Origin of the sequence: Piscinibacter gummiphilus (genome assembly GCF_032681285.1) — a bacterium.
In the GTDB taxonomy this organism is placed as follows: domain Bacteria; phylum Pseudomonadota; class Gammaproteobacteria; order Burkholderiales; family Burkholderiaceae_C; genus Rhizobacter; species Rhizobacter gummiphilus_A.
Window position 1 is genome coordinate 3,708,272 of the sequence record NZ_CP136336.1, and the last position, 22,854, is coordinate 3,731,125.

Consider the following 22,854-nt stretch of genomic DNA (forward strand, 5'->3'; position numbering starts at 1 on the left):
TCGGATCATTGGCAGGTGGGTCATCACAGGCCGGCATTCTGGCCGATGACCCGACCGCAGCATCTCCAGAGGACCCCGCATCGATGATGAAGTCGAAGACACCACTCACCGCCCTGCTCTGCGCCGGCACCATGCTCGCCGCGCAGGCGCAGACCACCCCCGGCCCGCGCGTAGAAGCCGGCCTGTGGGAGATCAACATGTCGATCAAGAGCCAGACCGGCAAGGCCGAGATGGCGATGCGCCAAGCGCAGGCCTACATCGCGAGCCTGCCGCCCGCGCAGCGCAAGCAGGTCGAGGAAGTGATGGCCCAGCAGGGCGTGAAGCTCGGTGACAAGAGCAGCACCGTCAACGCCTGCATCACCAAGGAAGACGCCGAGCGCGGCACCATCCCCCAGCAGGCTGGCGACTGCACGCAGGACGTGTTGGAAAAGACCGCCACCTCGATGAAGGTGAAGTTCAGCTGCACCACCAACCCACCGGCCAGCGGCGAAGCGGTGGTCGACTTCCAGAGCCCGACGGCCTACACCAGCCGCGGCATCGTCGACACGGTGGTGCTCGGCCAGAACGAGCGCGTGTCGGTCGAGCAGACCGGCCGCTGGCTCGGCGCCGAGTGCGGCAGCGTCAGGCCCCTGGGGAAGTGATCTCCGCCCGCAGCGGCTTCTGCATCGTGATGTAGGTCGGGCGCGCATAGCCCTCGTGCGCATGCTCGGCCGTGCGCACGAAGCCGAGGGCGGCGAAGGTCTCGTGGTTCTCCACCAGCTCGATGCGCGTCTCGAGCTCCATCACCGGCCTGCCGGTCTGCCGCGCAAATCGCTCGGCCGCCTGCATGAGCCGGCGGCCGATGCCCTGCCCCTGGCGGCCTGGCTTGACCGCCACCTTGCCGACATACACGCAATCGACCTTCACCTTCGCGAAGGCGCAGCCGATCAACTGCCCCGATTCGACCGCCAGGAAAAGGGTTTCGTCCTGCGCCTTCCGGGCCAGCGACTCCGCATCGAGCCGGTACAGCGAAGAGGGTGGGTCGATGCGCGCCTTCTGATCGTCGAACGCTGCGAGCAGCAGCTCCCAGAGTTCGGCCCACTGCCTGAAGCCGGACGGCGCTTGAATGATCTCGATGCTCATGACAGCCGTTTGTAGAAGATGGTGGTGGCGCACATCGAGCCGTCGGGCATGAGCGCGTAGTCGGGGATGGTGCCGCACAACGACCAGCCCTCGCGCACGTAGAGCCGCTCGGCTTCAGGCGTGGCGGTGTCGAGCACCAGCACCGTGCGGCCGATGCGCCGCGCCACGGCCTCGGCTTCTCGCATCAGCTGCGCGCCCACGCCGAGGCGCCGTGCGCGGCGGTGCACGAGAAGCTTGGACACGTCGGCGCGGTGCAGCTGGTTTTCCTTCGTCGCGAGCATGAGCTGTACGGTGCCGGCGATGCGGCCATCGCCATCGCGCGCCACCAGCAGCACGGTCTCGTCGCGTTCGACCGCGTCCGCCGCGCCTTCCCAGAAGCGCTGGGCCTTGGCGACCGACATCGGCTGCACGAAGCCAACCGAGGCGCCACCGGCCACGCAGTCCATCAACAGGTCACACAGCGCGGGCACATGCGCCCGCGTGGCGTCGGCGTCGAGCTGCTGCAAGACGACACTCATCACGAAACTCCTGGAAGAGGGGCGCTCACTTTAATCGTCAGCACCCGCCGCGTGTCGCAAACAGATACCGCGTCTTTGCACGCCGGAAACACAAGCCCGCGAAGCCGCTTGCCAGAATTCAGCCCACAACAGCAACACCCGAGGGATCACCATGCTCGACCGCCGGCCCGCCATCCTTGCCGTGCTCTTCGCCACCGTGGCACTCAGTGCCTGCGGCGGCAGCTCCGATTCGCCTGCCCCGCCGCCGAGCGGCCCCGATCTCGCACAGCGCACGGCCGCGGCCACGGCCACCGCACAGAGCACGAGCAACCTGTGCAACCCGATCCGCCCCTTCTATTGGGAGATCGGCGACGGCACCCAGCGCCAGGCGAGCGGCTCGGTCAACGCGGCCGGCAATGCCACCACCTACAGCGCAAGCACCGTGATGTCGATCGCCTCGGCCTCGAAATGGCTCTATGGCGCGTATGTGGCCGAGCGCAGAGGTGGCGTGCTCACCACCGAAGACATCCAGTACCTCACCTTCCGCAGCGGCTACACCGGCCTCGTGCCCATCGGCGACTGCCAGCAGACCGACACCGTAGCCAGCTGCGTGGCCCGCAACGACAACGACGTGCAGACCCCCGCGCACGTGGGCAAGTTCTATTACAACGGCGGCCACATGCAGAAGCATGCGAGCCTCGCAGCGCCCGGCGTCGACCTCGGCGCGATGGACAACGCGGCACTCGCCGCCGAGATGCGCCGCCTGCTCGGCAACGACATCGCGATGACCTACACCCAGCCGCAACCGGCCGGCGGGGTGCGCACCAGCGCCAACGACTACGCCGTCTTCCTGCGCAAGCTCATCAACAACCAGCTGCGCCTGGGCGCACTCCTCGGCGCGAACAAGGTCTGCACCAACCCTGCGACCTGCAGCGATGCGCTCTCCACTCCGATCACCAATGGCCTCGACTGGCATTACTCCCTCGGCCACTGGGTGGAAGACGACCCCACGCGCAGCGACGGCGCCTTCAGCAGCGCCGGCGCCTTCGGCTTCTACCCGTGGGTCGATGCGACCAAGACCTGGTACGGCATCGTCGCGCGCTCCGATGCGCTGGGTGGTGGCAACGAGTCGGCCGACTGCGGCGCGCTGATCCGCCGCGCATGGGTCACCGGCGTGGCGCAGTAAGCAGTGCGTGGCGGATGAACGCACCGGCCTCGCGCAGGCGTGTGAGATCGATGCCGGTGTCGTGGCCGAGCTCCTGCAGGCGGGCGACCACGGCTTCGCTCGCGACATTGCCCGTCGCGCCTTCGGCATACGGGCAACCCCCCAGGCCCGCGACCGAGCTGTCGAAGGTGCCCAGGCCCATCCCGATCGAGGCTTCGATGTTGGCGAGCGCGCTGCCGAAGGTGTCGTGATAGTGGCCGGCCAGATGTGCTGCGGGCAGATGCTTCAGGCATGCGGCCAGCATCGCGCACACGGTGCCCGGCGTGCCGCGGCCGATGGTGTCTGACATCGCGATCTCGTGGCAGCCCATCTGGTGCAGGCGCAGCGCCACTTCGGCGGCAGCCTCCGGTGCGATCGCGCCTTCGTAGGGGCACGCCACGGCGCACGACACGTAGCCGCGCACCTTCAGGCCCTCGTCGCGCGCCCGCGCGAGCACCGGGCGAAATCTCTCCAGGCTCTCGGCGATCGAACAGTTGATGTTGCGGCGTGAGAACGCCTCCGAAGCCGAGCCGAACACCGCCACTTCGTGCACCCCGGCCGCCAGCGCCGCATCGAGCCCCTGAAGGTTGGGCGTGAGGGCGAGGTAGCGCACACCGGCCGGGCGTGGCACGCGCCGCATCACCTCGGCGCTGTCGGCCATCTGTGGCACCCACCTGGGCGACACGAACGAGGCCGCTTCGATGTGCGTGACGCCCGCCGCGATGAGCCGCTCCACCAGTTCGACCTTGGTGTCGGTGGAGATGAGCACCTTCTCGTTCTGCAGCCCGTCGCGCGGGCCGACCTCGACGATCTTGATGCGCGCCATCAATGCTTCCCGAGGTAGGCCTCGCGCACGGCCGGGTCGTCCAGCAGATCGCGTGCGGGCCGCGAGGCGCTCACCTCGCCCGTCTTCAGCACATAGGCGCGGTCGGCCACCTTCAAGGCCTGGTTCGCCATCTGCTCCACGAGCAGGATGGTCACGCCCTTGGCCTTCAACGCACGGATCACCGCGAAGATCTCCTTCACGATGAGCGGCGCGAGGCCGAGCGAAGGCTCGTCGAGCAGCAACAGCTTCGGCCGCGCCATCAGCGCGCGGGCGATGGCGAGCATCTGCTGCTCGCCGCCGCTCAGCGTGCCGGCGAGCTGGTGCTGCCGCTCGCGCAGGCGGGGGAAGGTGTCGAACTGGGCCTCGATGTCGGCGTCGATCTCGTCCTTCGGCGCGTCGCGCAGGTAGGCACCGAGCACAAGGTTGTCGCGCACGGTCTGGTCGGCAAACACCTGCCGGCCTTCGGGCGACTGCGCGATGCCCAGGCCCACACGCCGATGGGGCGGCACCGACGCCAGCGTGCCCCCCTCGAACTCGATCTGGCCGCGCGCCGCCGGCACGAGGCCAGAAATCGCCTTCATCAGCGTGCTCTTGCCGGCCCCGTTGGCGCCGATGATGGTGACGACCTCGCCGGCCGCCACACTCAGGTTCACGCCGCGCAGTGCGTTGACGGCGCCGTAGTTCACGTCGAGTTGTTGAACGTTGAGCATCGTCATGCGGCGCAGGCCTGAGGTTGGTCGATGGGTGCTGTCTCGTCGTCGTCCACGCCCAGGTAGGCCGCGATGACGCGCGGGTCGGCCTGCACGGCGGCGGGGGTGCCTTCGGCGATTTTCTGGCCATGGTCAAGCACCACGACATGGTCGGAGACGGCCATCACCAGGTCCATGTGGTGCTCGATCAGCAACACCGTGATGCCCTTGGCGGCGATGCGCCGGATCAGCTCGGTCAGCGCCCCCGTCTCCTGTGGGTTGAGACCGGCAGCGGGCTCGTCGAGCAACAACAGGCGTGGATGTGTGGCCAGCGCACGCGCCAGCTCCAGGCGGCGCTGCAGGCCATATGGCAAGCTGCCCGCGGCCTCGAGCGCACGCTCTTCCAGGCCGGCGAAGCGCAGCAGGGACATCGCTTCGGCTCTGGCCGCATCCTCCTCCCGCCGCGCCGAAGGCAGCGACAGCAGGCACTCGAAGAAGCCTGCCTGCAGGTGCGGGTGCAGGCCGACGAGCACGTTGTCGAGCACGCTCATCGCCGGGAAGAGCTTGAGGTTCTGGAAGGTGCGCGCGATGCCCAGCACGCACACCTGGCTGGCACGGCGCTGCGTGATGTCGTGTCCGGTGAAGACGATGCGCCCGCCGTCGGGCCGAACGATGCCCGAGAGGATGTTGAGCAAGGTGGTCTTGCCGGCCCCGTTCGGGCCGATGAGCGCGTGCACATGGCCGGGCTTGAGCGTGAGGCTCACGTCGTGGGTCGGCACCACGCCGCCGTAGGCCTTGCGAAGGTGCTCGGCCTGCAGCATCACGCTGCTGGCGTCTCGCCCGCTGGGAAAGCGCGGCGACCAGTCGCCTGCGCCCTCTGGCAAGGCTTGTTTCGCCGGTTTGCGCAGGCGCGCGAGCGTACCCGAGAGGCCCTGGGGCATCGCATACAGCGCAAACAGCAGCAGCGCCCCGTAGGTGAAGTGCTGCAAGCCGGGCCAGCGCGCGAGAAACGCATCGAGCAGCGTCAGCACCACCGCACCGAGCGCCGGCCCCACCACCGACGGGCCACCGAAGAGCACCACCAGCAGCAGAAAGATCGACAGGTTGAAGCTGATGAAGTCGGAGTTGATGTACTGGTTCTGCTGCGCGATGAGCGCGCCCGCCACGCCGCAGGTGACAGCGCTCACGACGAAGGCCAGCACCTTCATGCGGTACACGTTGACACCCACGCTCTCGGCCGCCACTTCCGCCGCCTGCACCGCCTGCCAGGCACGGCCGAACTTGCCGGCCAGCAGTGCGCGCAACATCAGGTGCGTGGCCAGGGCGAAACCGAGCACAAGCCAGACCCAGCCGCGCATGCTCAGGGGTTGCCCGCCCCACGACAGCGACGCCACGCCATAGATGCCCTGCTGCCCGCCGAAAGGCACCTGCCACTCGGTGACGACCTTCTCCACCACGACGCCGAAGCCGATGGTCACCATCGAGAGCGAGGGGCCCTTGACCCGAAGCGACGGCAGCGCGATCAGCACACCGAAGAGGCCCGCCACCACGGCCGCCGCCGCCAGCGCCAGCCAGGCATTCCAGCCCGCCTGGGCGGTGAGCAAGGCGGAGGTGTAGGCGCCCGCCGCAAAGAGCCCCGCATGGCCCAGCGACTTCTGCCCGCTCCAGCCGACCAGCACATTGAGCCCCGCCGCGGCGAGGTAGTAGACACCGGCAGTGAAGATGATCTTGAGATGGAAGTCGTTGCTCGTGGCGAGCGGCAGCAGCACCGCGGCGACCACGGCTGCGGCGAATGCGAGGGTGTGGTTCTTCGTCATCGCACTCACACTTTCTCGAAGGGCTTCTGCCCGAACAGCCCCTCGGGCTTGACCACCAGCACCAGGATGATCAGCACGAAGATGGTGATCTCGCGCATCTCTGCACGCCATAGACCGATGAAGGCCTCGATGCCGCCCAGCAGGAAGCCGCCCGCGATGCAGCCGCGCGGGTTCGTGAGCCCGCCCACGATGGCGGCCGAGAACGCCTTCAACGCGATCGCCAGCCCCATGAACACCGACGCGGTCGTGATCGGCGCGATCAGCAGGCCGCCCAAGCCGGCGAGGGCCGACGAGACCACGAAAGCGAGCACCACGATCGCCGACACGTTGATGCCCATCAGCGCTGCAGCCTCCTTGTTGGCGGCCACCGCGCGAACGGCTTTGCCGATCTTCGTCTTGCGCAGCACATGGTCGAGCGCGAGCATCACGACGGCGGTCACTGCAATGACGAGGATCTCCTGCGGCCGGATGCCAGCGCCGGCGATGCGGATCACCTCATCGCCAAGCGGCGACGGCATGGCCATCGAGCCAGGGCCCCAGATCGCGAGGGCCGTGTTCTGCACGATGATCCCGAAGCCGATCGTGCTCATCACCCACGCCGTGCTGCTGGCACCGAAGAATGGCCGGACCGCGGTGTAGTACAGCAGCACGCCCATCGCCCCCAGCACCGCCAGCGACACCAGCAGTGCAAGGCCGTAACGGCCGGGCGTGACGTCGGCCGCTGCCAGCACGCCGGTGTGCGCCTTGCCCGACAGCAACAGCAGGCTGGCCACCGCGATGAAGGAGCCGGCGACGAGGAACTCGCCCTGGCCGAAGTTCAGCGTCTTGGTGGTCGTGTGCGTGATGCTGAAGCCCAGCGCCACGAGGGCATACACGCCCCCGAGCGCCAGGCCGCTCAGCAGCGCCTGGAACAAGTCGCCCATTGCGGATCTCCTGGCGTGCGTCTTATTTCTTGAAGTCGGCGGGCGTCAGGCTCTTGGACACGGCATCGACGTAGGTCGTGACCTTGCCATCCTTCCACCGGGCAAGATGGAAGTCGTTCACCGACAGCGCATCGTGGTTGGCCTTGGAGAACGGTGCCTTGTAGAGCTTCACCACACCCTGTGTGTCGGGCACGCCGCTGTCGAGGACGGCCGCCACCTTCTCGCCGTCGGTGCTGCCAGCCTTGCGGATGGCGGAGGCGAGCAGCATCACCGAGTCATACGACTGGGCCGCTGCCACGAAGGTGGGCATCTGCGGGTAGCGCTCCCGCACGCGTGCCGCCAAGGCAATGGCGCGCGGGTTGCTGTCTTCGGCGGTCGAGGTGGCGAAGATGATGTGCTCGGCGAGCTTCTTGCCGGCGATGTTGAGCAGCGGCGTGCTCATGTTGCCCCAGGTGCCGAGGGTCGTCGGCAGGTAGTTGATCTTCTCCATGCTGCGCAGCAGCTGCGCATTGGCATCGGCAAGCCCGTAGACGATCACTGTGTCGGCGCCGCTGTCGCGGATCTTCGCGAGCTGCGAGGTCATGTCGGTGTCCTTCGGGCCGAACTTCTCCACCGCCACGGGTTTCTGGCCGTGCAGCGCGAGCACCTCGGTCAGGTCCTTCGTGCCTTGCTGTCCGAAGCCCGTGGTGTCGGCGATGAAGGCGATCTTCTGATTCTTCGTGGCCTTCACCGCGTAGGCCACGAGCAGCGAGACCTGCTCGCGATCGACCATCGAGACGCGGAAGATGTAGTTCTGCGGCTCGCTGGCGTAGCGGCGGGTGATGTCGGTGGCGGTGGCCACGGGCCCGATGACGGGAATCTTCTTCTGCTGAGGGATGTGCAGCCAGGCAAGTGCGTTGCCCGAGTTGGTGGGCCCGATCACCGCCACGACCTTCTCGCTGTCGATCAGCTCGGTCATGTTCTGGATGGACTTGGGCGGCTGGCCGGTGTCGTCGCGGATCAGGCCGACGAGTTTTCTGCCACCGATGCCGCCGGCCTTGTTGATGTCTTCGATGGCGAGGTCAAAGCCGTGGCGGGCGGCCACGCCCAGCTCGGCCGCGCCGGTGCCCGACTGATCGGCGTTGAAGCCGATGCGGATGTCTTGCGCAAACGCCGTGAACGACAGCGCGCCGAGCGCCGCCGCGAGCAGCTTTCGGGTTCCCTGGGTGAACAGCATGGGTGTCTCCTTGATAGGTCTTGTGAACGGGGAATCCTGCGAACAGGAAGTCATGGCGCGCCGTGGATCTCGCGCAGCAGGGCCAGTGCGCGATCGGCACGCACGTCGTGTTCTTCGGCCATGCGGCGGGCCACACGGTCGATCTCATCGCCGGAAGCCCCGGCGGCGAGGGCCACGTTGCGAGCGTGCAGGGCCATGTGGCCGCGCTGGATGCCTTCGGTGGAGAGCGCGCGCAACGCACCGAGGTTTTGTGCGAGCCCCACGGCGGCGGCGATCTCGCCCAGCTCCTGCGCCGTCTGCACCTGAAGGATCTTCAATGCGATGCGTGCCAGCGGGTGCGTCTTGGTCGCCCCGCCCACCAGCCCCACCGGCATCGGCAGCTCGATGGTGCCCACGAGCGCGCCGCTGGCGTCGCGCTCCCACTGCGTGAGCGAGGTGTAGCGCCCGGCGCGGCAGGCATATGCGTGGGCGCCGGCCTCGACGGCGCGCCAGTCGTTGCCGGTCGCCACGATCACGGGGTCGATGCCGTTCATGATCCCCTTGTTGTGCGTGGCCGCGCGGTAGGGGTCGACGGTGGCGAAGCTGCAGGCGTCGAGGATGCCGTCGACGATCTGCTCGCCGCTTCGCTCCTTCGTCGCCAGCACCTCGGGCGTGAGGCGGACCCGGGCACGGGCCAGGCGCAGGTCGGCCAGGTTGGAGAGGATGCGCAGCCGCACGCTGCCGCCGGTGATGCGCTCGACGAGCGGCGACACCGCTTCGGCCATCGTGTTCACCGCATTCGCCCCCATGGCATCCCGCACGTCGACGATGAGATGCAGCGCGACCATCGGGCCGCGTGGCGTTTCGGGGAACAGGTGCACTTCGATGTCGCGACACCCGCCGCCCAGGCGCACCAGCACCTGGTCGCGGCTGTTGGCGATCGCGAGGATCTCATCGCGCTGCTTGAACAGTGCCTGGCGCGCGCCGAAGGGGTCCGACAGCCCGATCACCTGCACCTGCGCGCGCATCAGCGGGCCGGTGCTGGACGTCTCGAAGCCGCCACCCGCACGCGCCAGCTTGGCCATGTACGACGCCGCGGCCACCACCGAGGGCTCTTCCACCACCATCGGCACGAGCACGTCGCGCCCGTTGACGACGAAGTTGCCCGCCACACCGAACGGCAGCTCGAAGGTGCCGATGGTGTTTTCGATCATCCCGTCGGCGCGTGCGACTCCGAGTGCACCAGGCTCTGCGATGGCACGGCGCTCGTCGTCGTCGAGGTCGGCGGCCGAGGCGATGTGAGCCAGGCGCTGAGCCGGTGTGAGCGCGCGGAAGTTGGCGAGGCGGGAGTCCATGTGTGCTGCATTGCGGTTGCGTTGGAGGACACTTTAGGAACGCTGTACCAGCTTGCACAGGTACAGTTTTTCGGGACAGCGAGGCCCGCTGTGCCAGACACCCGGAGGCGCTGACACCATGCGCGGCATGAGCACGACATCACCGACCACCTCCGTTGCACAGTCGCTGGCCGACAGCATCGAGCACCAGATCCGAAGCGGCCAACTCAAGCCTGGCGACAAGCTGCCCTCGCTGCGCGACCTCGCGCGCCTGCATGGCCACGCGAAGAACACGGTCGTCTCGGCGTTCGAGACGCTCGTGGCCCGCGGGCTCGTGTTGCCCCGGCGCGGCTCGGGCTACTACGTCCAGGCGCTGCCCGGCCCGGCACCCCATGAAGAAGAGGCAGGCTCGCTCGGGCGCGCGATGGACATCGTCTGGCTGATGCGCGAGCAGCTGAAGGCCGAACCCGGCACGCTCTCGGTGGGCGATGGGTTTCCGCCGGTGGAATGGCTGTCGGAGGCCCGGCTCGACAAGTACCACCACAAGGTCGTGCGCACGGGGCTCGGTGCACTCTTTCGCTATGGCAGCCGCCATGGCTACGAGCCACTGCGCCTGCACCTCGTGCGCAAGCTGGCAGATTTCGGCATCGGGGCCGAGCCCCGGCAGATCGTGCTCACCCACGGCGCCAACGAAGCGATGGACATGGTGATCCGCTACTTCGTGCCGCCGGGCGCGGCAGTGCTCGTCGATGACCCGGGCTACTACCCGCTCTTCGGCAAGTTGAAGCTCGCGGGGGCGCACATCGTGGGCGTCCCCCGGCTGGCCGACGGGCCAGACCTCGAAGCGCTGGAGCAGCAGCTCATCGAGCACCGCCCTCGCCTCTTCTTCACGCAATCGCTCGGCCACAACCCGACTGGCTCCGACTTGAGCGCCGCGAAGGCGTTCCGGGTGCTTCAGCTGGCGCAGAAGCACAACCTGCTGATCGTCGAGAACGACCCGCTGGCCGACTTCAAGCCGACCGCCTCGCCGCGCCTCGCATCGCTCGATCAACTGGAGCGCACGATCTACATCGGCAGCTTCTCGAAGTCGTTCTCGGCCGCGCTGCGCGTGGGCTTCATCGCGTGCGGGGCAGACCTGGCCAGTGATCTCGCCGACCTGAAGGCGCTGATCCACGTGAGCAGCTCCGAGTACTGCGAGCGCACGATCGACGTCATCCTGAGCGAGGGGCACTACCAGCGCCACCTCACGCGGCTGCGAGCGCGCCTGGGCGAGGCAACCGAAAAGGCCACCGCGCTCTTCGATTCGGTGGGCGCAGACATCTTTGCGCGCAGCGCACAGTCGCTGTACGTGTGGGCGTCGCTCCCGCGTGTGCCCGACACGCTGGCTTTCGCGCGCGAGCTGCTCCCTCAGAAGATCGTGATCGCGCCGGGGCGGGTGTTCTGCGTCGACTCGGCGGCCATCAGCCGATGGTCACGCTTCAACGTCGGCGCGGTGACGGACCCACGGTTCGCGAAGGCGCTGAAGGCGGCACTGCGGCGCGTCGCGTCCTAACCCTCTACCTGCGGGTACTCATCGACGGAGCGTGAATCCTTCGCAATCGGCACGCACTGCGCACTGTCCGCCGAATCTGTGCCAACAACACGCTTCTTGCGTCGCTTCTACTGCCGACCTCACGTTGGCTTCAGGAGCTTCGCACATGAAACGCATCTGTCGATCGCTGGCCGTGTTCATCTGTCTCGTCGTCGCTTCGCTTGCGCAGGCGGCACAGGGCGTCACGAGCGAGTCCATCACCCTTCTGCAGACGGCAGACCTCTCAGGCACACGCGCACCCCTCGTCAAGGAACTGAACGTGGGATGGCAGGCCTATCTGGCCCATGTGAACGCGCAAGGCGGCGTGCACGGACGCAAGGTGATCCTGCGCTCCGAAGACGACGGCTACGTGGTCGAGAAGACCCGGCAGATCGTCATGGAGCGCATCCGGCACGACGACATCTTCGCGGTCGTGTCGACCATCGGCACGTCCAACGCGGCGGCCACCCTGCCGCTGCTGAAAGCGGCCAACGTGCCGCTCATCGCACCGTTCTCCGGCGCGGAGGAGTTGCGCCGCAACGGTGGACGCAACGTGTTCCACATTCGTGCGAGCTACGCGCAGGAAGTCGAGAAGATGGTCGAGCACGTGCTGACCCTCGGCCTGCGCCGTGTGGCCGTGTTCTATGACGACGATGCCTTTGGGCAAGACGTGCTCAAGGCCGCCGAAGGAGCGCTCGCCGCCCGGAGCCTCAAGCTCGTGGCCCAGGGACGCGTCTCGCGCGGAAGCGCGGAAGTCACCGAGGCCGTTCAGCAAATCTCCCGTGCAGCGCCACAGGTGGTGATCTGCGGGTCGTTCGGTAAGTCGCTGGTGGCCTTCGTGGGCCAGATGAAGTCCACCGGCACAGCGCCGAGCTTCTATGCGTTGAGCTTCTTTCCGGCCGGGCCGTCCATCGCGCAGTTGGGGCCGGACGCGCGCGGCATCAGCGTCACCCAGGTGATGCCGCGAACCGATTCGGTGGGGAGTGCGCTCGTGCGCGAGTTCCAGGCGCTCCTGAACAAGCATGCACCCGGCACCAAGACCACCCCCATCAGCCTGGAGGGTTATGTGACGGCGAAGGTCACGGTCGAAGGGCTCCGGCGAGCGGGGCCCAACCCGACGCGGGAGCGATTCGTCGTCGCACTGGAGTCGCTGCGCGACTTCGACCTCGGCTCGCTTCGGCTCACCTACGGCCCTCACAACCGCTCAGGCCTTCGGTTCGTCGACATCTCCGTCGTCGGCGAAACCGGCCGTCTTCTGCACTGAGCACGCGCCGCTTGCGGCGTTCCTCATGAGCTGCGGATCCAGTTCTCCACCCGCAAGCCCTCGACCCGCTTGAAATGCCGCACGCTGTCGGTCACCAGCACCGCGCCGAGCGAGAGCGCGTGGGCGGCGATCATCTCGTCGAAGTCGCCCAGCGTGTGGCCCTTGGCGCGCAGCTTCGCGCGCAGGAGGCCGTGGAACTCGGCGCAGGCGTCGTCCCAGGGCTCGGTGCGCGCCACGGAGAGAAAGGCATCCACATAACGCTCGAGCTGGATCGCCTTGGGCTTGAGTGCCACGCCGTAGCGCATTTCGGCGTTGGTGATGGCCGAGATGCACCACTCGTCGGGCTGCAGGCGCGAGAGGCGGCTGTCGAGGCCGGCGGTGCCGCGCATCGCGGCGGTGGCGGTGTTGGTGTCGAGCAGGTAGAGCATCACTCGACCCAGGTGTCGAAGGGGTCGCGCGGCTGGGTGCCCTGCGCACGCTCGGGGAAGGCGTCGTCGGGCAGCTCGCCCAGCTGGTGGCGCAGGGCCATGAACTCCACCCACGACAGCTCGGGCCGCGCCGACAGGATGACGTTGCCGGTGCGCGGGTCGCGGCGGATGTAGACCTCGTCACCCTCGAAGCGGAATTCGGCCGGCAGGCGCACGGCCTGGCTGCCTCCGTTGGTGAAGAGCTTGGCGGTCTTGTAGGTCATGGGCGGGCCCTCGAAGGCGTCTCTATTTCAGTATAGACACGCCTTCGGGCCCGCAGGCGCTATGACAGCAGGCCCGGTCGGGTATCGGTGGGCGCGGCTAGCGCGCCGTGTTCGAGGTCGCTCATCAGCGTGTCCGCCCAGGCCGATTCGCTGTCGGTGGCGTAGAAGCGCGATTCGCCGGTCGAGCGGCGCTTGACCACCAGCACCCCACCGGCCAGACGGAACAGCTGCGCCAGTGGCGACGAGCGGTCGGCCTGGATCTCGAAGTCGTTGGCGTCGTAGCCGGCCGACGAGAGCATCTGGCCCACGGCCTGCACCTGGCGCTGGAAACGGGGAAGGTCTGACATGTTGCCCCCTGCATGAAGTCTCTGTAGCAGAGACACCATGATGGAAGCGTGTTCCAGTGCCGCGTGTAGGAAAAATCCGCGTCGAACCGTCGGCCCGCTGCGGATCTATTCCTACTCTCCGCCCAGGGGTTTGAAGAGCTCGTCGAAGTCTTGCGTGGTGAGCGCCGCGTCGCTGGCCACGCCGGAGAGCAGCGAGTCGGCGAGGCCCGCCTTGCGCGCCTGCAGATCGAGCATCTTGTCTTCCACCGTGCCGCTGGCGAGCAGCTTGTAGACGAAGACGGGCTTGTCTTGCCCAATGCGGTAGGCGCGGTCGATGGCCTGCTGCTCGACGGCCGGGTTCCACCAGGGGTCGTAGAGGATGACGGTGTCGGCCGCGGTGAGGTTGAGGCCCACGCCGCCCGCCTTCAGGCTGATGAGGAAGAGCGGCGTGTTGCCCTGCTGGAATTTCTCGACCAGCGCCCCGCGGTCTTTCGTCTCGCCGGTGAGCAGCAGGTAGGGCAGCTTCAGGCGCTGCAGCTCCAGCTCGATGAGGCCCAGCATCTCGGTGAACTGCGAGAAGAGCAGCACACGCCGGCCGTCTTCCACGAGCGTGGGCAGGAGGTCGAGCAGCAGCTCCATCTTGGCCGACGGATGGTGCGGACGTGCGGGCGCGTCGCCCCTGTCGGCGTTGTCGCCGGTCTTGAGCAGGCGGGGGTCGCAGCACACCTGGCGCAGCCGCAGCAGCGCATCGAGCACCATGATCTGGCTGCGCGCCAGACCCTGCTGCGCGATCACCTCGCGCAGCTTGCTGTCCATGGTGGCCCGCACGGTCTCGTAGAGGTCGCGCTGGGTGCCGGTGAGCTCGACGCGCAGGAGCGTCTCGGTCTTCTCGGGCAGCTCGCGCGCCACCTGCTGCTTGGTGCGCCGCAAGAGGAAAGGCTTCACGCGACGCGCCAGCTGCTGCGCCCGCAGCGTGTCCTGGCGGCGCTCGATGGGCGTGCGGTAGTGCTCGCGGAACTGCGCCTCGCTGCCGAGCAGGCCGGGGCACACGAAATCGATCAGGCTCCACAGCTCGCCGAGGTGGTTTTCGAGCGGCGTGCCTGAGAGGCACAAGCGGTGGCGGGCGTTCAGCTCCTTCACCGAGAGCGCTGCCTGGCTGCGCGAATTCTTGATGCGCTGGGCTTCGTCGAGCATCACGTAGTGCCACTCCTGCACCCCGTGGGTGGCCATGTCGCGCATGGCCAGCGGGTAACTCGTGACGACGAGGTGGGCGCCGGCGATCTCCTTGAAGTGGCGCGCGCGCTGCGCACCGTGCAGCACCACGAGCTTGAGCTGGGGCGTGAAACGGCGCGCCTCGGTCTCCCAGTTGCCGATGAGGCTCGTGGGCACGATCACGAGGCTCGGGCGGTCGAGGCGGCCGGCGTCGAGTTCGGCCTGCAGGAGCGCGAGCGCCTGCAGCGTCTTGCCCAGGCCCATGTCGTCGGCCAGGATGCCGCCCAGGCGCGAGCGGCGCAGGAAGTCCATCCACGCGAGGCCGTCGAGCTGGTAGTGGCGCAGCGTCGCCTGCACGTTGGGCGAGGCGTCGATGGCGGGCAGGCCGCCGTCGGCGTTGAGCAGCTTCACCTGCTCCATCAACTCGGTGTAGCTGGGTGGCGCGGTCACCCTGCCGGCCTGCTCCAACGACTCGAGCGTGCCCAGGTCGAAGCGCGACAGGCGCAACGCGCTCGTTCGCTCGCCCATGCGGAAGACGCTGCGCAGCCACTCCATCAGCGGCAGCACACGCGCCACCGGCAGGCGCAGCAGGCGCTGGCGCGGCGCGGTGCCGGGGGTCGGCGCCGCTTCCACCGACCAGGGCACCAGCACCTCGCTGCCTTCGCCGCGGCCCACCAGGGCCTCGGTGTCGAGCCAGCCGTTTTGCACCAGGCTCACCAGCAGCGGCACCAGGTTGACCGGCTCGCCATCGACCGTGACGCGCAGGCCCACGTTGAACCAGTGGCCGCCCGGCTCTTCGCCGATGTCGACCGACCAGTCGTCGGCCTGGTGCAGCTCGTACGGGAAATCGTCGGCCACCTCGACCACCCACCCGCGCCGTTCGAGCTCGGGGATGTGGTGCGCCAGCAGTTCGGGCCAGCGGTCGCGACGCTGCGGCACGAGCAGCATCGGCGAGTGCACCTCAGGCCCACCCTGCGCCTGCGTGTGGGCCGGCTGGCGGAGCATCGACTGCCGCGTGGCGCGCTCGACGGCGAGGCCGGCCGAGAGGCTCCAAGGCCGCAGGTCGAGCTCGCCCACGAGCGAGCGCAAGGCTGCGGCCTCGGCCAACGACTGGCGCTGGAAGTGCCCCATCACGATGCGGCCCGGGCGCTGCGGGTCGATCACTTCGGCGAGCGTGGTGGTCGCAGTGCCAGCCGGCGCGTGGTAGTCGAGTGCCTTGCCGACGGGCGGCTGGTAGCGGTAGAGCAATTGAGCCGCGCCCTGGCGCAGCGTGGAGGCGCGGGCCTGCGCCGAGCCGTATCGGTGGTGCAGCAAGGCCTCGGAAGCCACGTCCACGCAGGTGGTGAGCCTGAGCACCGGCACGAGCGCGAGCGCGCCCAACTCCAGCATCTCGGGCGGCGGCGGTGGAGCGGGCCGCGCGACGGGCGTGGCGATGCCGGGCTTTTCGGGCAGGCCCTTCTTGATGCGGATCTGCTGGGCCTCGAAGGCCATCAGCGCGGCGGCCACGTGCTGGCAGTTGTGGCCGGCCGGGCAGGAGCAGCGGCCTTCGAGCTTGGGGCCGAGGCGGCGGTCTTCCACCCACTGGATGTGCTGCTGGTAGGCGGTGGGGCCAGTGCCCTGCACCCGGCTCACGAGCCGAGGGCCATCCACCTGGAGCGCCGTCACCGCCTGCTGGGGCTTGAGCTCCATGGCGCGGATCAGGGTGCGGTGGTCGAAGTGTTCGCCCAGGTCGAAGTCTTCGGGTAGCGAGAATGAACTCATCGGCAACGTTGTCTGCGGAACCCTGCATTGTCATCTGCCATGAGAAGCTTGAACGCATGAAACGCCGCGATTTGCTCGGGGTTATGGGTGCCGGGCCCGCACTGTCGGCCCTGGGGGTGGCGCGGCCCTCGCACGCCGCAGTGGCGCCGCGCGCGCTGGCCTTCCCGGCCGACTTCGGCGCCCACCCCGAGACACGCACCGAGTGGTGGTACCTGACCGGGGTGATCCAGGCCGGGCCGCGCGAATTCGGCTTCCAGGTCACCTTCTTCCGCAGCCGCACGCCGGTCGAGCCCTCCGCCAGCCGCTTCGCGCCTACGCAGATCGTCTTCGCCCACTCGGCCCTGAGCGACCTGGCCGAGCGCCGCCAGCGCCACGACCAGCGCATCGCCCGCGCGGGTTTCGGCATCGCCGAGGCGGGCACCGGCGACACCGCCGTCAGCCTGCGCGGCTGGTCGCTCGTGCGCAGCGGCGAGCCGCAGCGCAGCCTCTACCGCGCCCAGGTCGCGAGCGACAGCGCCGGCTTCGCGCTCGACCTGCAATGCAGCACCACGCAGCCGGTGCTGCTGCAAGGCAACGCCGGCTTCTCGGCCAAGGCGCCGCAGCCCGGCCCGGCAAGCCACTACTACAGCCAGCCGCAGTTGCAGGTGCAGGGTCAGATCCGGCTCGACGGCCAGGCGCTCGCCGCCCAGGGCCGCGCCTGGCTCGACCACGAGTGGAGCGACACCCTGCTCCACCCCGAGGCCGTGGGCTGGGACTGGATCGGCATGAACCTCGACGACGGCAGCGCGCTCACCGCCTTCCGCCTGCGCCGTGCCGACGGCTCCACGCTTTACGCGGGCGGCAGCCTGCGCAATGCCGCCGGCCAACAGCAGACCTTCGGCCCCGGCGATCTGCGCTTCACCCCCGGCCGCACCTGGCAGAGCCCGGCCTCGCAGGCCCGCTATCCGGTGGAATGGACCGTCGACACGCCCGCCGGCCGCTACCGCGTGGTGGCCCGCTTCGACGCCCAGGAACTCGACAGCCGTGGCAGCACCGGCGCCTGGTACTGGGAAGGCCTGTGCGACTTGCAGGGTGCGGGCGATGCCAAGGTCGGCCGCGGCTACCTGGAGATGACGGGTTACGCAGGCCGGCTGATGCTTTGAGCGCCCGTTGCGGGCTCGTTTCGGTCTGCTGAAAAAAGAGGCACAAACGTGCCTTATTCGGCAGACGGCAATTCGCACCCCGCCGCACAATGAAAACGCCCGCCCGTCCATATTGCGGCCGCCATGCACCCGACCGACCCGACCACCGACGCTTCGCCCCACCGCCTCCCGGCGCGGCCGACGCTGCTCGCCTGGGCGGTCACCGCAGCGCAGGCGCCGTTCGCCGCCTGGGCCTGGTTCTCCTGTTTCGCCCTCGGCCTCGTGACCCGCCGCTCCGCCGCGCAGACCGACGAGGTGTGCACGACGCGCCCGCCGAGCCGCCCGCGGCCCGTGCCAGTCCAACCGACACGCCGCCGCACCGATGCTTTCGGCCAGCCGGCGAAGCACTCGGTGCCGCTGTTGACCGCCCACCAAGACGCGCTCACCGACCTCTCGGCCCTGAGGGCGCTGGGCGATGCCGACACCGCCTGGTCGGACGACCTCGAACAACGCGGCCTGCGCCTGTGCGTGCTGCACGTGGGCCTCGACCGGGTGGGCCCGATCACCGAGCGCTATGGTGCCGATGCGGGTGAACAGATCCTGCGCCAGGTGGCGCGCCGCCTGCGTCAGCTCGTGCGCGAGGAAGACCGCGTGCTGCGCGTCGAGGAGCACGAGTTCGTGCTGCTGCTGGCCGCCCCGCACACCGAATGCCTGGCCTTCACGCGCAGCATGTCCACGCGCATCAAGGCCGAGCTGCAACGCCCGCTGAACTACCGCACCCTGAGCAACCTGCACATCGGTTGCAGCGTCGGGCTCGCGATCTGGCCGATGCACGGTGACTCGCTGGAAGCGGTGCTGGAGCACGCGGCCGAGATGCTCGCGAGCGTGCGCCCGCGCGTGGCCGAAGCCCACCCGGTGCAGGCGCTGGAAACGACCTGAGCCCTCAGGCCAGCGTCTTCATCGCCAGCCAGGCTGGCAAGCCGAGGTAAAGCGCCGCCAGGCCCAGCCGGTCGAGCCACCAGCGCGCGTCGAGCGCGCCCGCAGGCTTGAGCCAAAGGCTGGCCAGGGTGCCGGCTTCCGTCACCGCGCGCAGCACCGCCGCGCAGATCACGACGGCGATCGTCCACGCCGCCCACCAGATGGCGAACGCCTTGAGGTAGGCCGCGAGGCCGTACACGTGGTACTCGCCAAAGCCGCTGCCGAACACGATGAGCTGGTGCACCCGGAACGCCGGGATCGCCAGCAGCAAGGGGAAGAGCCCGAACTTCAGCAGCGGGTGCTCGAGCCAGCCGCGCTGGATGGCCCGCCGCACCTGCGCGTAGGTGTGGGCGCGCAGGCTCAGGCGCTCCTGCACCGGCGCGCCGCCGGCCGCTTCGATGGCCCGCGCGAGGCCGGCCGGGTCGGCATGCAGCAGACCATACGACCAGCGTGCGCCCGTGCCGAGGCGCAGGCAGGCGCCGTTGCCCGGGATCGGCCAACGCCACGGCTCCACCGCCGCAACCTCGGCCAGCGGCAGCTCCAGCCGCGAGCGCCCGCGGGCCAGCACGAGCAATCCGCCTTCGAGCGACAGCCGTGCGGCAAAGGCCTGCAACAGGCACCACGCAACCAGTTCCGGCGCCACGAAGAACGCGGTGAACACCCGGATCTGCGCGAAGTTGTTGGAGCGGAACGGCCCGTCGCCGAAGAGGAAGACGAGCGCCATCGCAAGCAGGCTCACGCGGGCGAAAGTGCGCAGCACGCCCGCGGCCAGGCGCACGGCCGGGGGCAGCACTGCCACATTGGCCGGCAACGCTGCCGCAGCCGGCGAGCCCGCGAGGCTTGGCCGCCGCCAGCGCTGCACGCCCGTCGCCATGGCCAGGAGACCGAGGAACACCGCGGCCGCCTGGCCCACCCAATCGCCCCACGCCACCATCAGCGTGCGTGGCGGCTCCATCACCGGCAGGTCGCCGATCACGAGCGTGCGTTTGCCCATCTGCGTGCTGGCGACGATTGAGCCGGTGGGGTCGATCGCGGCGCTGAAGCCGGTGGTCGTGACGCGGAACTGCGGCAGGCGCGTCTCGATGCTGCGGAAGGCGGCCGCCGCCTGATGCAGCTCGGCACCTTGCGGATAGGTGGTGAACCACGCGTCGTTCGACATCGTGAAGATGGCACGGGCGCCGAGGCGGGCGCCGTCGACGGCGAGGCTCGGGTCGACGTCGTCACGGCAGATCAGCGGCAGCACCGGGATCTCGCGCCCGTCGGCCAGGCGCAGCGGGAACACCCGCGCGCCGTTGCCGGCGAGCCAGGCGCCCGTCCACGGCAACAGCTGGCGCAGCCAGGCGCTGTCGAGCCAGGCTGGCACGTATTCGGTGAGCGGGAAGAGCCGCGTCTTGCGGTAGAAGCCGAGCAGGCCGGTGCCGGGGTTCACGAAGGCCGCGGCGTTGTACTCGCCGGCCTCGTCGCGGTCGTAGGTGCCGAACACGAGGGGCACCTTCAGCTCGTCGACGACGCCCTGGATCTCCTGGTCGAGCTCGGCGCCGGCGATGCTCTTGGGGTGGCCGAAGGTCGTGGGGTAGACCGTCTCGGACCAGAGCACCGCATCCGCCCGGTGCTGCGCCACGGCGCCGTGCGACATCTCGTAGTGCGTGTCGAGCACCTCGCGCACGACGGCATCGGCGCCCTTCTCCTGGCGCAGGCGCTCGTAGTCGGCGATGTTCGATTGCACGAGGCCCACGCGCAGCGGCTTGTCGGCCGGCGCGGGCAGGCCCGCGAGTGCCACCCAGCCGTAGCCGGCCAGCACGACCGGCACCAGCATCGCCAGCGCGAGCGGCCTGGCCACCGCACGTGCCCCCTCGCCGCGGCGTGCCAGCGCCGCGGCGAGGGCCTCGTTGACCAGCAGCAGCAACAAGGTGAGCCCCGCGGTGCCGCCCACGTCGGCCGCCTGGCGCAGCAAACGCGAGGGGTAGAGGCCGTAGCCATAGGTGTCGCCCAGCATCTTCGGCACGAGCCACTCGGTGGCGACCCAGGCGGCCGCACCGGCGAGCGCACACAGCACGGCGCCGCGCGCACGCAACAGGCGACGCACCCACGCGAAGACGATGAACTGCGGCTGGAAGACCGGCGCCGCGATCAGCAGCACCAGGAGGCCCATGGGCGTGCCGACATGCGCGTAGTGCCCGATCGCCGCGCCGAACCACGGGAAGGCCGCGAGCGTGAACGCGACCGACATCGCCCATGCGTTGAGCAGCGTGCGGCCGAGCGTGGGCGCGGCGTCGAGCGTGCGCAGCCAGGGCGCCAGCGCCACGAAGCCGAGCACCCAGCCGGCGCCGCCGCGGACATAGAGGAACACGAGCACCGCGCTGGCGAGGATGCCCGCCCACCCACGCACGGCATCGCGCGAGAACCCCACGGCGCGGCTCAACTTCCAGCCTTGTCCGGCTCGGCCGGCGCCGGGATCACGATCTTGCGCAGCGGCAGGCCGGGCGGTGCCTGCTCGGGCGGCACGATGCGGTCGCGGGTGCGTGCGCCGCCCACGAAGCGAGGGTGGTCGGGCGCGTACATGAGGATGGGCTCGATGTCCTGCCCATCGTCGGTGGTCTGGTGGTGGCGCACGTAGCCCGGGGGCAGCGCGAAGTCTTCGGGCACGGCCAGGCCGATCATCGGCGGCTTGGTACCGGGCGGGTTGAAGGCCGCGACGCCGGTGGTCACGCCGGCACGGTGCAGGCGCTCGATCACCTCGCCCATCGTCGGCTTCTCGCCGGGGTTGAGGTACGCGGTGAGATCGGGCGTCTGGTCGTCGTCGGGGTTGGGCACGTGGGCGGCCACCCGTGCGGGCAGCACCGGGGCGCTCGCCGCCGTCGGGCCAGAAGCCGCAGGTTCGGCTTCGTCTCTGGCTTCGGGGCTCGTCGCGACCTGCACGGGAAGCACAGGCCGCGGCGAGGCCGCGGTGTCAGCGTCGGAAGGCGCGGTCAGCCAATAGGCCACGCCCCCGATCACCACCACCACGGCCAGCAGGTAAGCGAACGACGGGCCGAACGACGCGGCCCGCCTTCCGTTTGCCGGATCGGCCGCAGGGCGGCCCGTACTTCCCGGCTCTTTCACGTCACACCTCGATCGAGCTCAGGGTGCCGAGGGGTTGCTCGTGGCCATCGACCAACCCGAGCGCTCGTGGGCGTAGCGGTCCCAGATCGGGCTCTTGCCGCCGGTGAACGAGGTGTAGCGCGGTGCGGCCGAGCCGGTGCCGGTGCCGAGGCTCAGCGAGACGTTGCCACCCGTGTAGGTCGGGTGGATGTCGTCGGACTGGATGTAGTCGATGCTGGTGCTGGCGCTGACGCGCTTGAGGTTGGCGTCCTTGATGGTCGAGCGCAGGGTCTGCGTGATGCGGGTCACGTAGCTCTGCTCGCTCTCGCCCGGCACGTACTTGATGGCTTCGGAGTCGATGAGGCCGTCACCGTTGGTGTCGTAGTCGGCAGCGTGGTACTGGGCGAAGTTGTCCACGTACACAAAACCCTTCTGGCGGGCGAAGTCACCCATGAACCAGTTCACCTTGGCGGCGTAGCGCAGCATCATTTCAGAGATGTTGACCCCGCGGCCGGTGGATGCATCACGGCAGGAGCTGGTCTTGTTGTAGGCGTCCAGGCCCGGGTAGTGCAGGTTGCCGATGATCTTGAGCTTCACGCCCGAGTAGGCGTTGGCGTTGATGTAGTCCATCGCGCGAGCGACGTAGGTGCGGCAGCTTTCGGTGCCGGAATCGAGCTTGGTGTAGCTGCAAGTGCCGGTCTGGCGGTCGAAGTCGGCGCGGTTCTGGAGGCCGTCGTTGCCACACATCTCGAAGGCCACCACGCGCGTGCTGCTGTTCTGCATGTACGAGCGCTCGGAGACGATCTTGCTGTCGTAGATCTCTTTCGCCAGCGCGCCCGACTTGGTGCGGCGGATGCTCTCGATGTCGGTGCCCCAGGCGGCCGACAGGTATTCGGCCTGCACGGTGGGGGCCGAGTACTTGGCCACGTTGGTCAGCGAGGTGTTGTAGCCCGCGTAGATCGAGTCACCGTAGGCGACGACGCGGTACTTGGTCGTGGTGCCGGAGCGGTTGACGGTCCACGAAGCGTTCTGGGTGATGCCCGAGGCGGCCACTTCGGCACCAAAGCTCAGCAGGGCCAGGGCGGGCAGCAGCGCGCGCGCTGCAGCGCTGAAACGGAAGGTCATGGCGGATCTCCTTGAGGTTGTTTGTAGTAGCCGGCGCAAATGTAGACGGCCGTCCACTTTTGGAGCATTAGGAGATTCCCCGGAAACTTGTACCGACTTGCTGAGTGCACTTCCCCCT

The 22,854-nt window shown here is 68.8% G+C and carries 21 protein-coding genes; 6 read left to right on the forward strand and 15 right to left on the reverse strand.

What is annotated here, in order from left to right:
* The first annotated feature begins 83 nt into the window (after positions 1-83).
* Complete coding sequence (locus tag RXV79_RS17300; RefSeq protein ID WP_316699253.1) at positions 84-641, forward strand: DUF3617 domain-containing protein; 558 nt, start codon at positions 84-86, stop codon at positions 639-641.
* Here RXV79_RS17300 and RXV79_RS17305 read toward each other — a convergent pair.
* Both RXV79_RS17305 and RXV79_RS17310 read right to left on the reverse strand, forming a co-directional pair.
* Positions 622-1,122: a GNAT family N-acetyltransferase gene (locus tag RXV79_RS17305; protein ID WP_316699255.1), complete on the reverse strand. Its 501-nt coding sequence runs from the start codon at positions 1,120-1,122 to the stop codon at positions 622-624. The genes RXV79_RS17300 and RXV79_RS17305 overlap by 20 nt on opposite strands.
* Positions 1,119-1,640 carry a GNAT family N-acetyltransferase gene (locus RXV79_RS17310; RefSeq protein WP_316699257.1) on the reverse strand — a complete coding sequence of 174 codons (522 nt, stop codon included), beginning with the start codon at positions 1,638-1,640 and terminating at the stop codon, positions 1,119-1,121. The genes RXV79_RS17305 and RXV79_RS17310 overlap by 4 nt, the downstream gene beginning before the upstream one ends.
* Before the next feature lie 151 nt (positions 1,641-1,791).
* Between RXV79_RS17310 and RXV79_RS17315 the strand changes: the two genes are divergently transcribed.
* A complete protein-coding gene (locus RXV79_RS17315) occupies positions 1,792-2,805 on the forward strand; it encodes a hypothetical protein (protein WP_316699259.1) in 1,014 nt (337 codons plus the stop codon).
* Here the strand turns inward: RXV79_RS17315 and RXV79_RS17320 are convergent.
* The 6 genes from RXV79_RS17320 to RXV79_RS17345 are packed head-to-tail and all read right to left on the reverse strand — an operon-like array spanning position 2,786 to position 9,628.
* The gene (locus tag RXV79_RS17320) at positions 2,786-3,649 is read right to left on the reverse strand and encodes a hydroxymethylglutaryl-CoA lyase (RefSeq protein ID WP_316699261.1); all 864 of its coding nucleotides are present in this window, start codon (positions 3,647-3,649) and stop codon (positions 2,786-2,788) included. The two genes, RXV79_RS17315 and RXV79_RS17320, sit on opposite strands and share 20 nt — an antisense overlap.
* Positions 3,649-4,359, reverse strand: coding sequence for an ABC transporter ATP-binding protein (locus tag RXV79_RS17325; protein WP_316704134.1), 711 nt, complete (start codon positions 4,357-4,359; stop codon positions 3,649-3,651). The genes RXV79_RS17320 and RXV79_RS17325 overlap by 1 nt, the downstream gene beginning before the upstream one ends.
* 2 nt (positions 4,360-4,361) lie before the next feature.
* Positions 4,362-6,155 carry a branched-chain amino acid ABC transporter ATP-binding protein/permease gene (locus tag RXV79_RS17330; protein WP_316699263.1) on the reverse strand — a complete coding sequence of 598 codons (1,794 nt, stop codon included), beginning with the start codon at positions 6,153-6,155 and terminating at the stop codon, positions 4,362-4,364.
* Between the two features lie 5 nt (positions 6,156-6,160).
* Positions 6,161-7,078: a branched-chain amino acid ABC transporter permease gene (locus RXV79_RS17335; RefSeq protein ID WP_316699264.1), complete on the reverse strand. Its 918-nt coding sequence runs from the start codon at positions 7,076-7,078 to the stop codon at positions 6,161-6,163.
* A gap of 22 nt (positions 7,079-7,100) precedes the next feature.
* Entirely contained in the window at positions 7,101-8,294 is a 1,194-nt protein-coding gene (locus RXV79_RS17340; RefSeq protein ID WP_316699266.1) for an ABC transporter substrate-binding protein, read from the reverse strand.
* 50 nt (positions 8,295-8,344) lie between these two features.
* Entirely contained in the window at positions 8,345-9,628 is a 1,284-nt protein-coding gene (locus RXV79_RS17345) for a hydroxymethylglutaryl-CoA reductase, degradative (protein ID WP_316699267.1), read from the reverse strand.
* Between the two features lie 127 nt (positions 9,629-9,755).
* On the opposite strand from RXV79_RS17345, the gene RXV79_RS17350 reads away from it, so the two are divergent.
* Together RXV79_RS17350 and RXV79_RS17355 are read left to right on the forward strand one after the other, a co-directional pair.
* Positions 9,756-11,159, forward strand: coding sequence for an aminotransferase-like domain-containing protein (locus RXV79_RS17350; protein WP_316699268.1), 1,404 nt, complete (start codon positions 9,756-9,758; stop codon positions 11,157-11,159).
* Between the two features lie 145 nt (positions 11,160-11,304).
* Positions 11,305-12,441, forward strand: a complete 1,137-nt coding sequence (locus RXV79_RS17355) for an ABC transporter substrate-binding protein (RefSeq protein ID WP_316699270.1) — start codon at positions 11,305-11,307, stop codon at positions 12,439-12,441.
* Positions 12,442-12,464: 23 nt separating this feature from the next.
* Here the strand turns inward: RXV79_RS17355 and RXV79_RS17360 are convergent, their stop codons facing one another.
* From RXV79_RS17360 to RXV79_RS17375, 4 genes are all read right to left on the reverse strand, one after another.
* Complete coding sequence (locus tag RXV79_RS17360; protein WP_316699272.1) at positions 12,465-12,869, reverse strand: PIN domain-containing protein; 405 nt, start codon at positions 12,867-12,869, stop codon at positions 12,465-12,467.
* Positions 12,869-13,132: an antitoxin gene (locus tag RXV79_RS17365; RefSeq protein ID WP_316699274.1), complete on the reverse strand. Its 264-nt coding sequence runs from the start codon at positions 13,130-13,132 to the stop codon at positions 12,869-12,871. Before RXV79_RS17365 ends, RXV79_RS17360 begins: the two co-directional genes overlap by 1 nt.
* Before the next feature lie 59 nt (positions 13,133-13,191).
* Positions 13,192-13,479 carry a hypothetical protein gene (locus tag RXV79_RS17370; RefSeq protein ID WP_316699276.1) on the reverse strand — a complete coding sequence of 96 codons (288 nt, stop codon included), beginning with the start codon at positions 13,477-13,479 and terminating at the stop codon, positions 13,192-13,194.
* Between the two features lie 111 nt (positions 13,480-13,590).
* Complete coding sequence (locus RXV79_RS17375) at positions 13,591-16,431, reverse strand: DEAD/DEAH box helicase (protein ID WP_316699278.1); 2,841 nt, start codon at positions 16,429-16,431, stop codon at positions 13,591-13,593.
* A 56-nt stretch (positions 16,432-16,487) separates the two neighbouring features.
* Between RXV79_RS17375 and RXV79_RS17380 the strand changes: the two genes are divergently transcribed.
* The gene (locus RXV79_RS17380) at positions 16,488-17,573 is read left to right on the forward strand and encodes a lipocalin-like domain-containing protein (protein ID WP_316699279.1); all 1,086 of its coding nucleotides are present in this window, start codon (positions 16,488-16,490) and stop codon (positions 17,571-17,573) included.
* 123 nt (positions 17,574-17,696) lie between these two features.
* Positions 17,697-18,491, forward strand: a complete 795-nt coding sequence (locus RXV79_RS17385; protein ID WP_316699281.1) for a GGDEF domain-containing protein — start codon at positions 17,697-17,699, stop codon at positions 18,489-18,491.
* A 4-nt stretch (positions 18,492-18,495) separates the two neighbouring features.
* Here the strand turns inward: RXV79_RS17385 and lnt are convergent, their stop codons facing one another.
* The 3 genes from lnt to RXV79_RS17400 are packed head-to-tail and all read right to left on the reverse strand — an operon-like array spanning position 18,496 to position 22,736.
* Complete coding sequence (gene lnt / locus RXV79_RS17390; RefSeq protein ID WP_316699282.1) at positions 18,496-20,952, reverse strand: apolipoprotein N-acyltransferase; 2,457 nt, start codon at positions 20,950-20,952, stop codon at positions 18,496-18,498.
* Entirely contained in the window at positions 20,949-21,632 is a 684-nt protein-coding gene (locus tag RXV79_RS17395) for a hypothetical protein (protein ID WP_316699283.1), read from the reverse strand. The genes lnt and RXV79_RS17395 overlap by 4 nt, the downstream gene beginning before the upstream one ends.
* Before the next feature lie 18 nt (positions 21,633-21,650).
* Positions 21,651-22,736 (reverse strand): SGNH/GDSL hydrolase family protein, encoded by a 1,086-nt coding sequence (locus RXV79_RS17400; protein WP_316699285.1) that lies wholly within the window; start codon positions 22,734-22,736, stop codon positions 21,651-21,653.
* Positions 22,737-22,854: the final 118 nt, after the last annotated feature.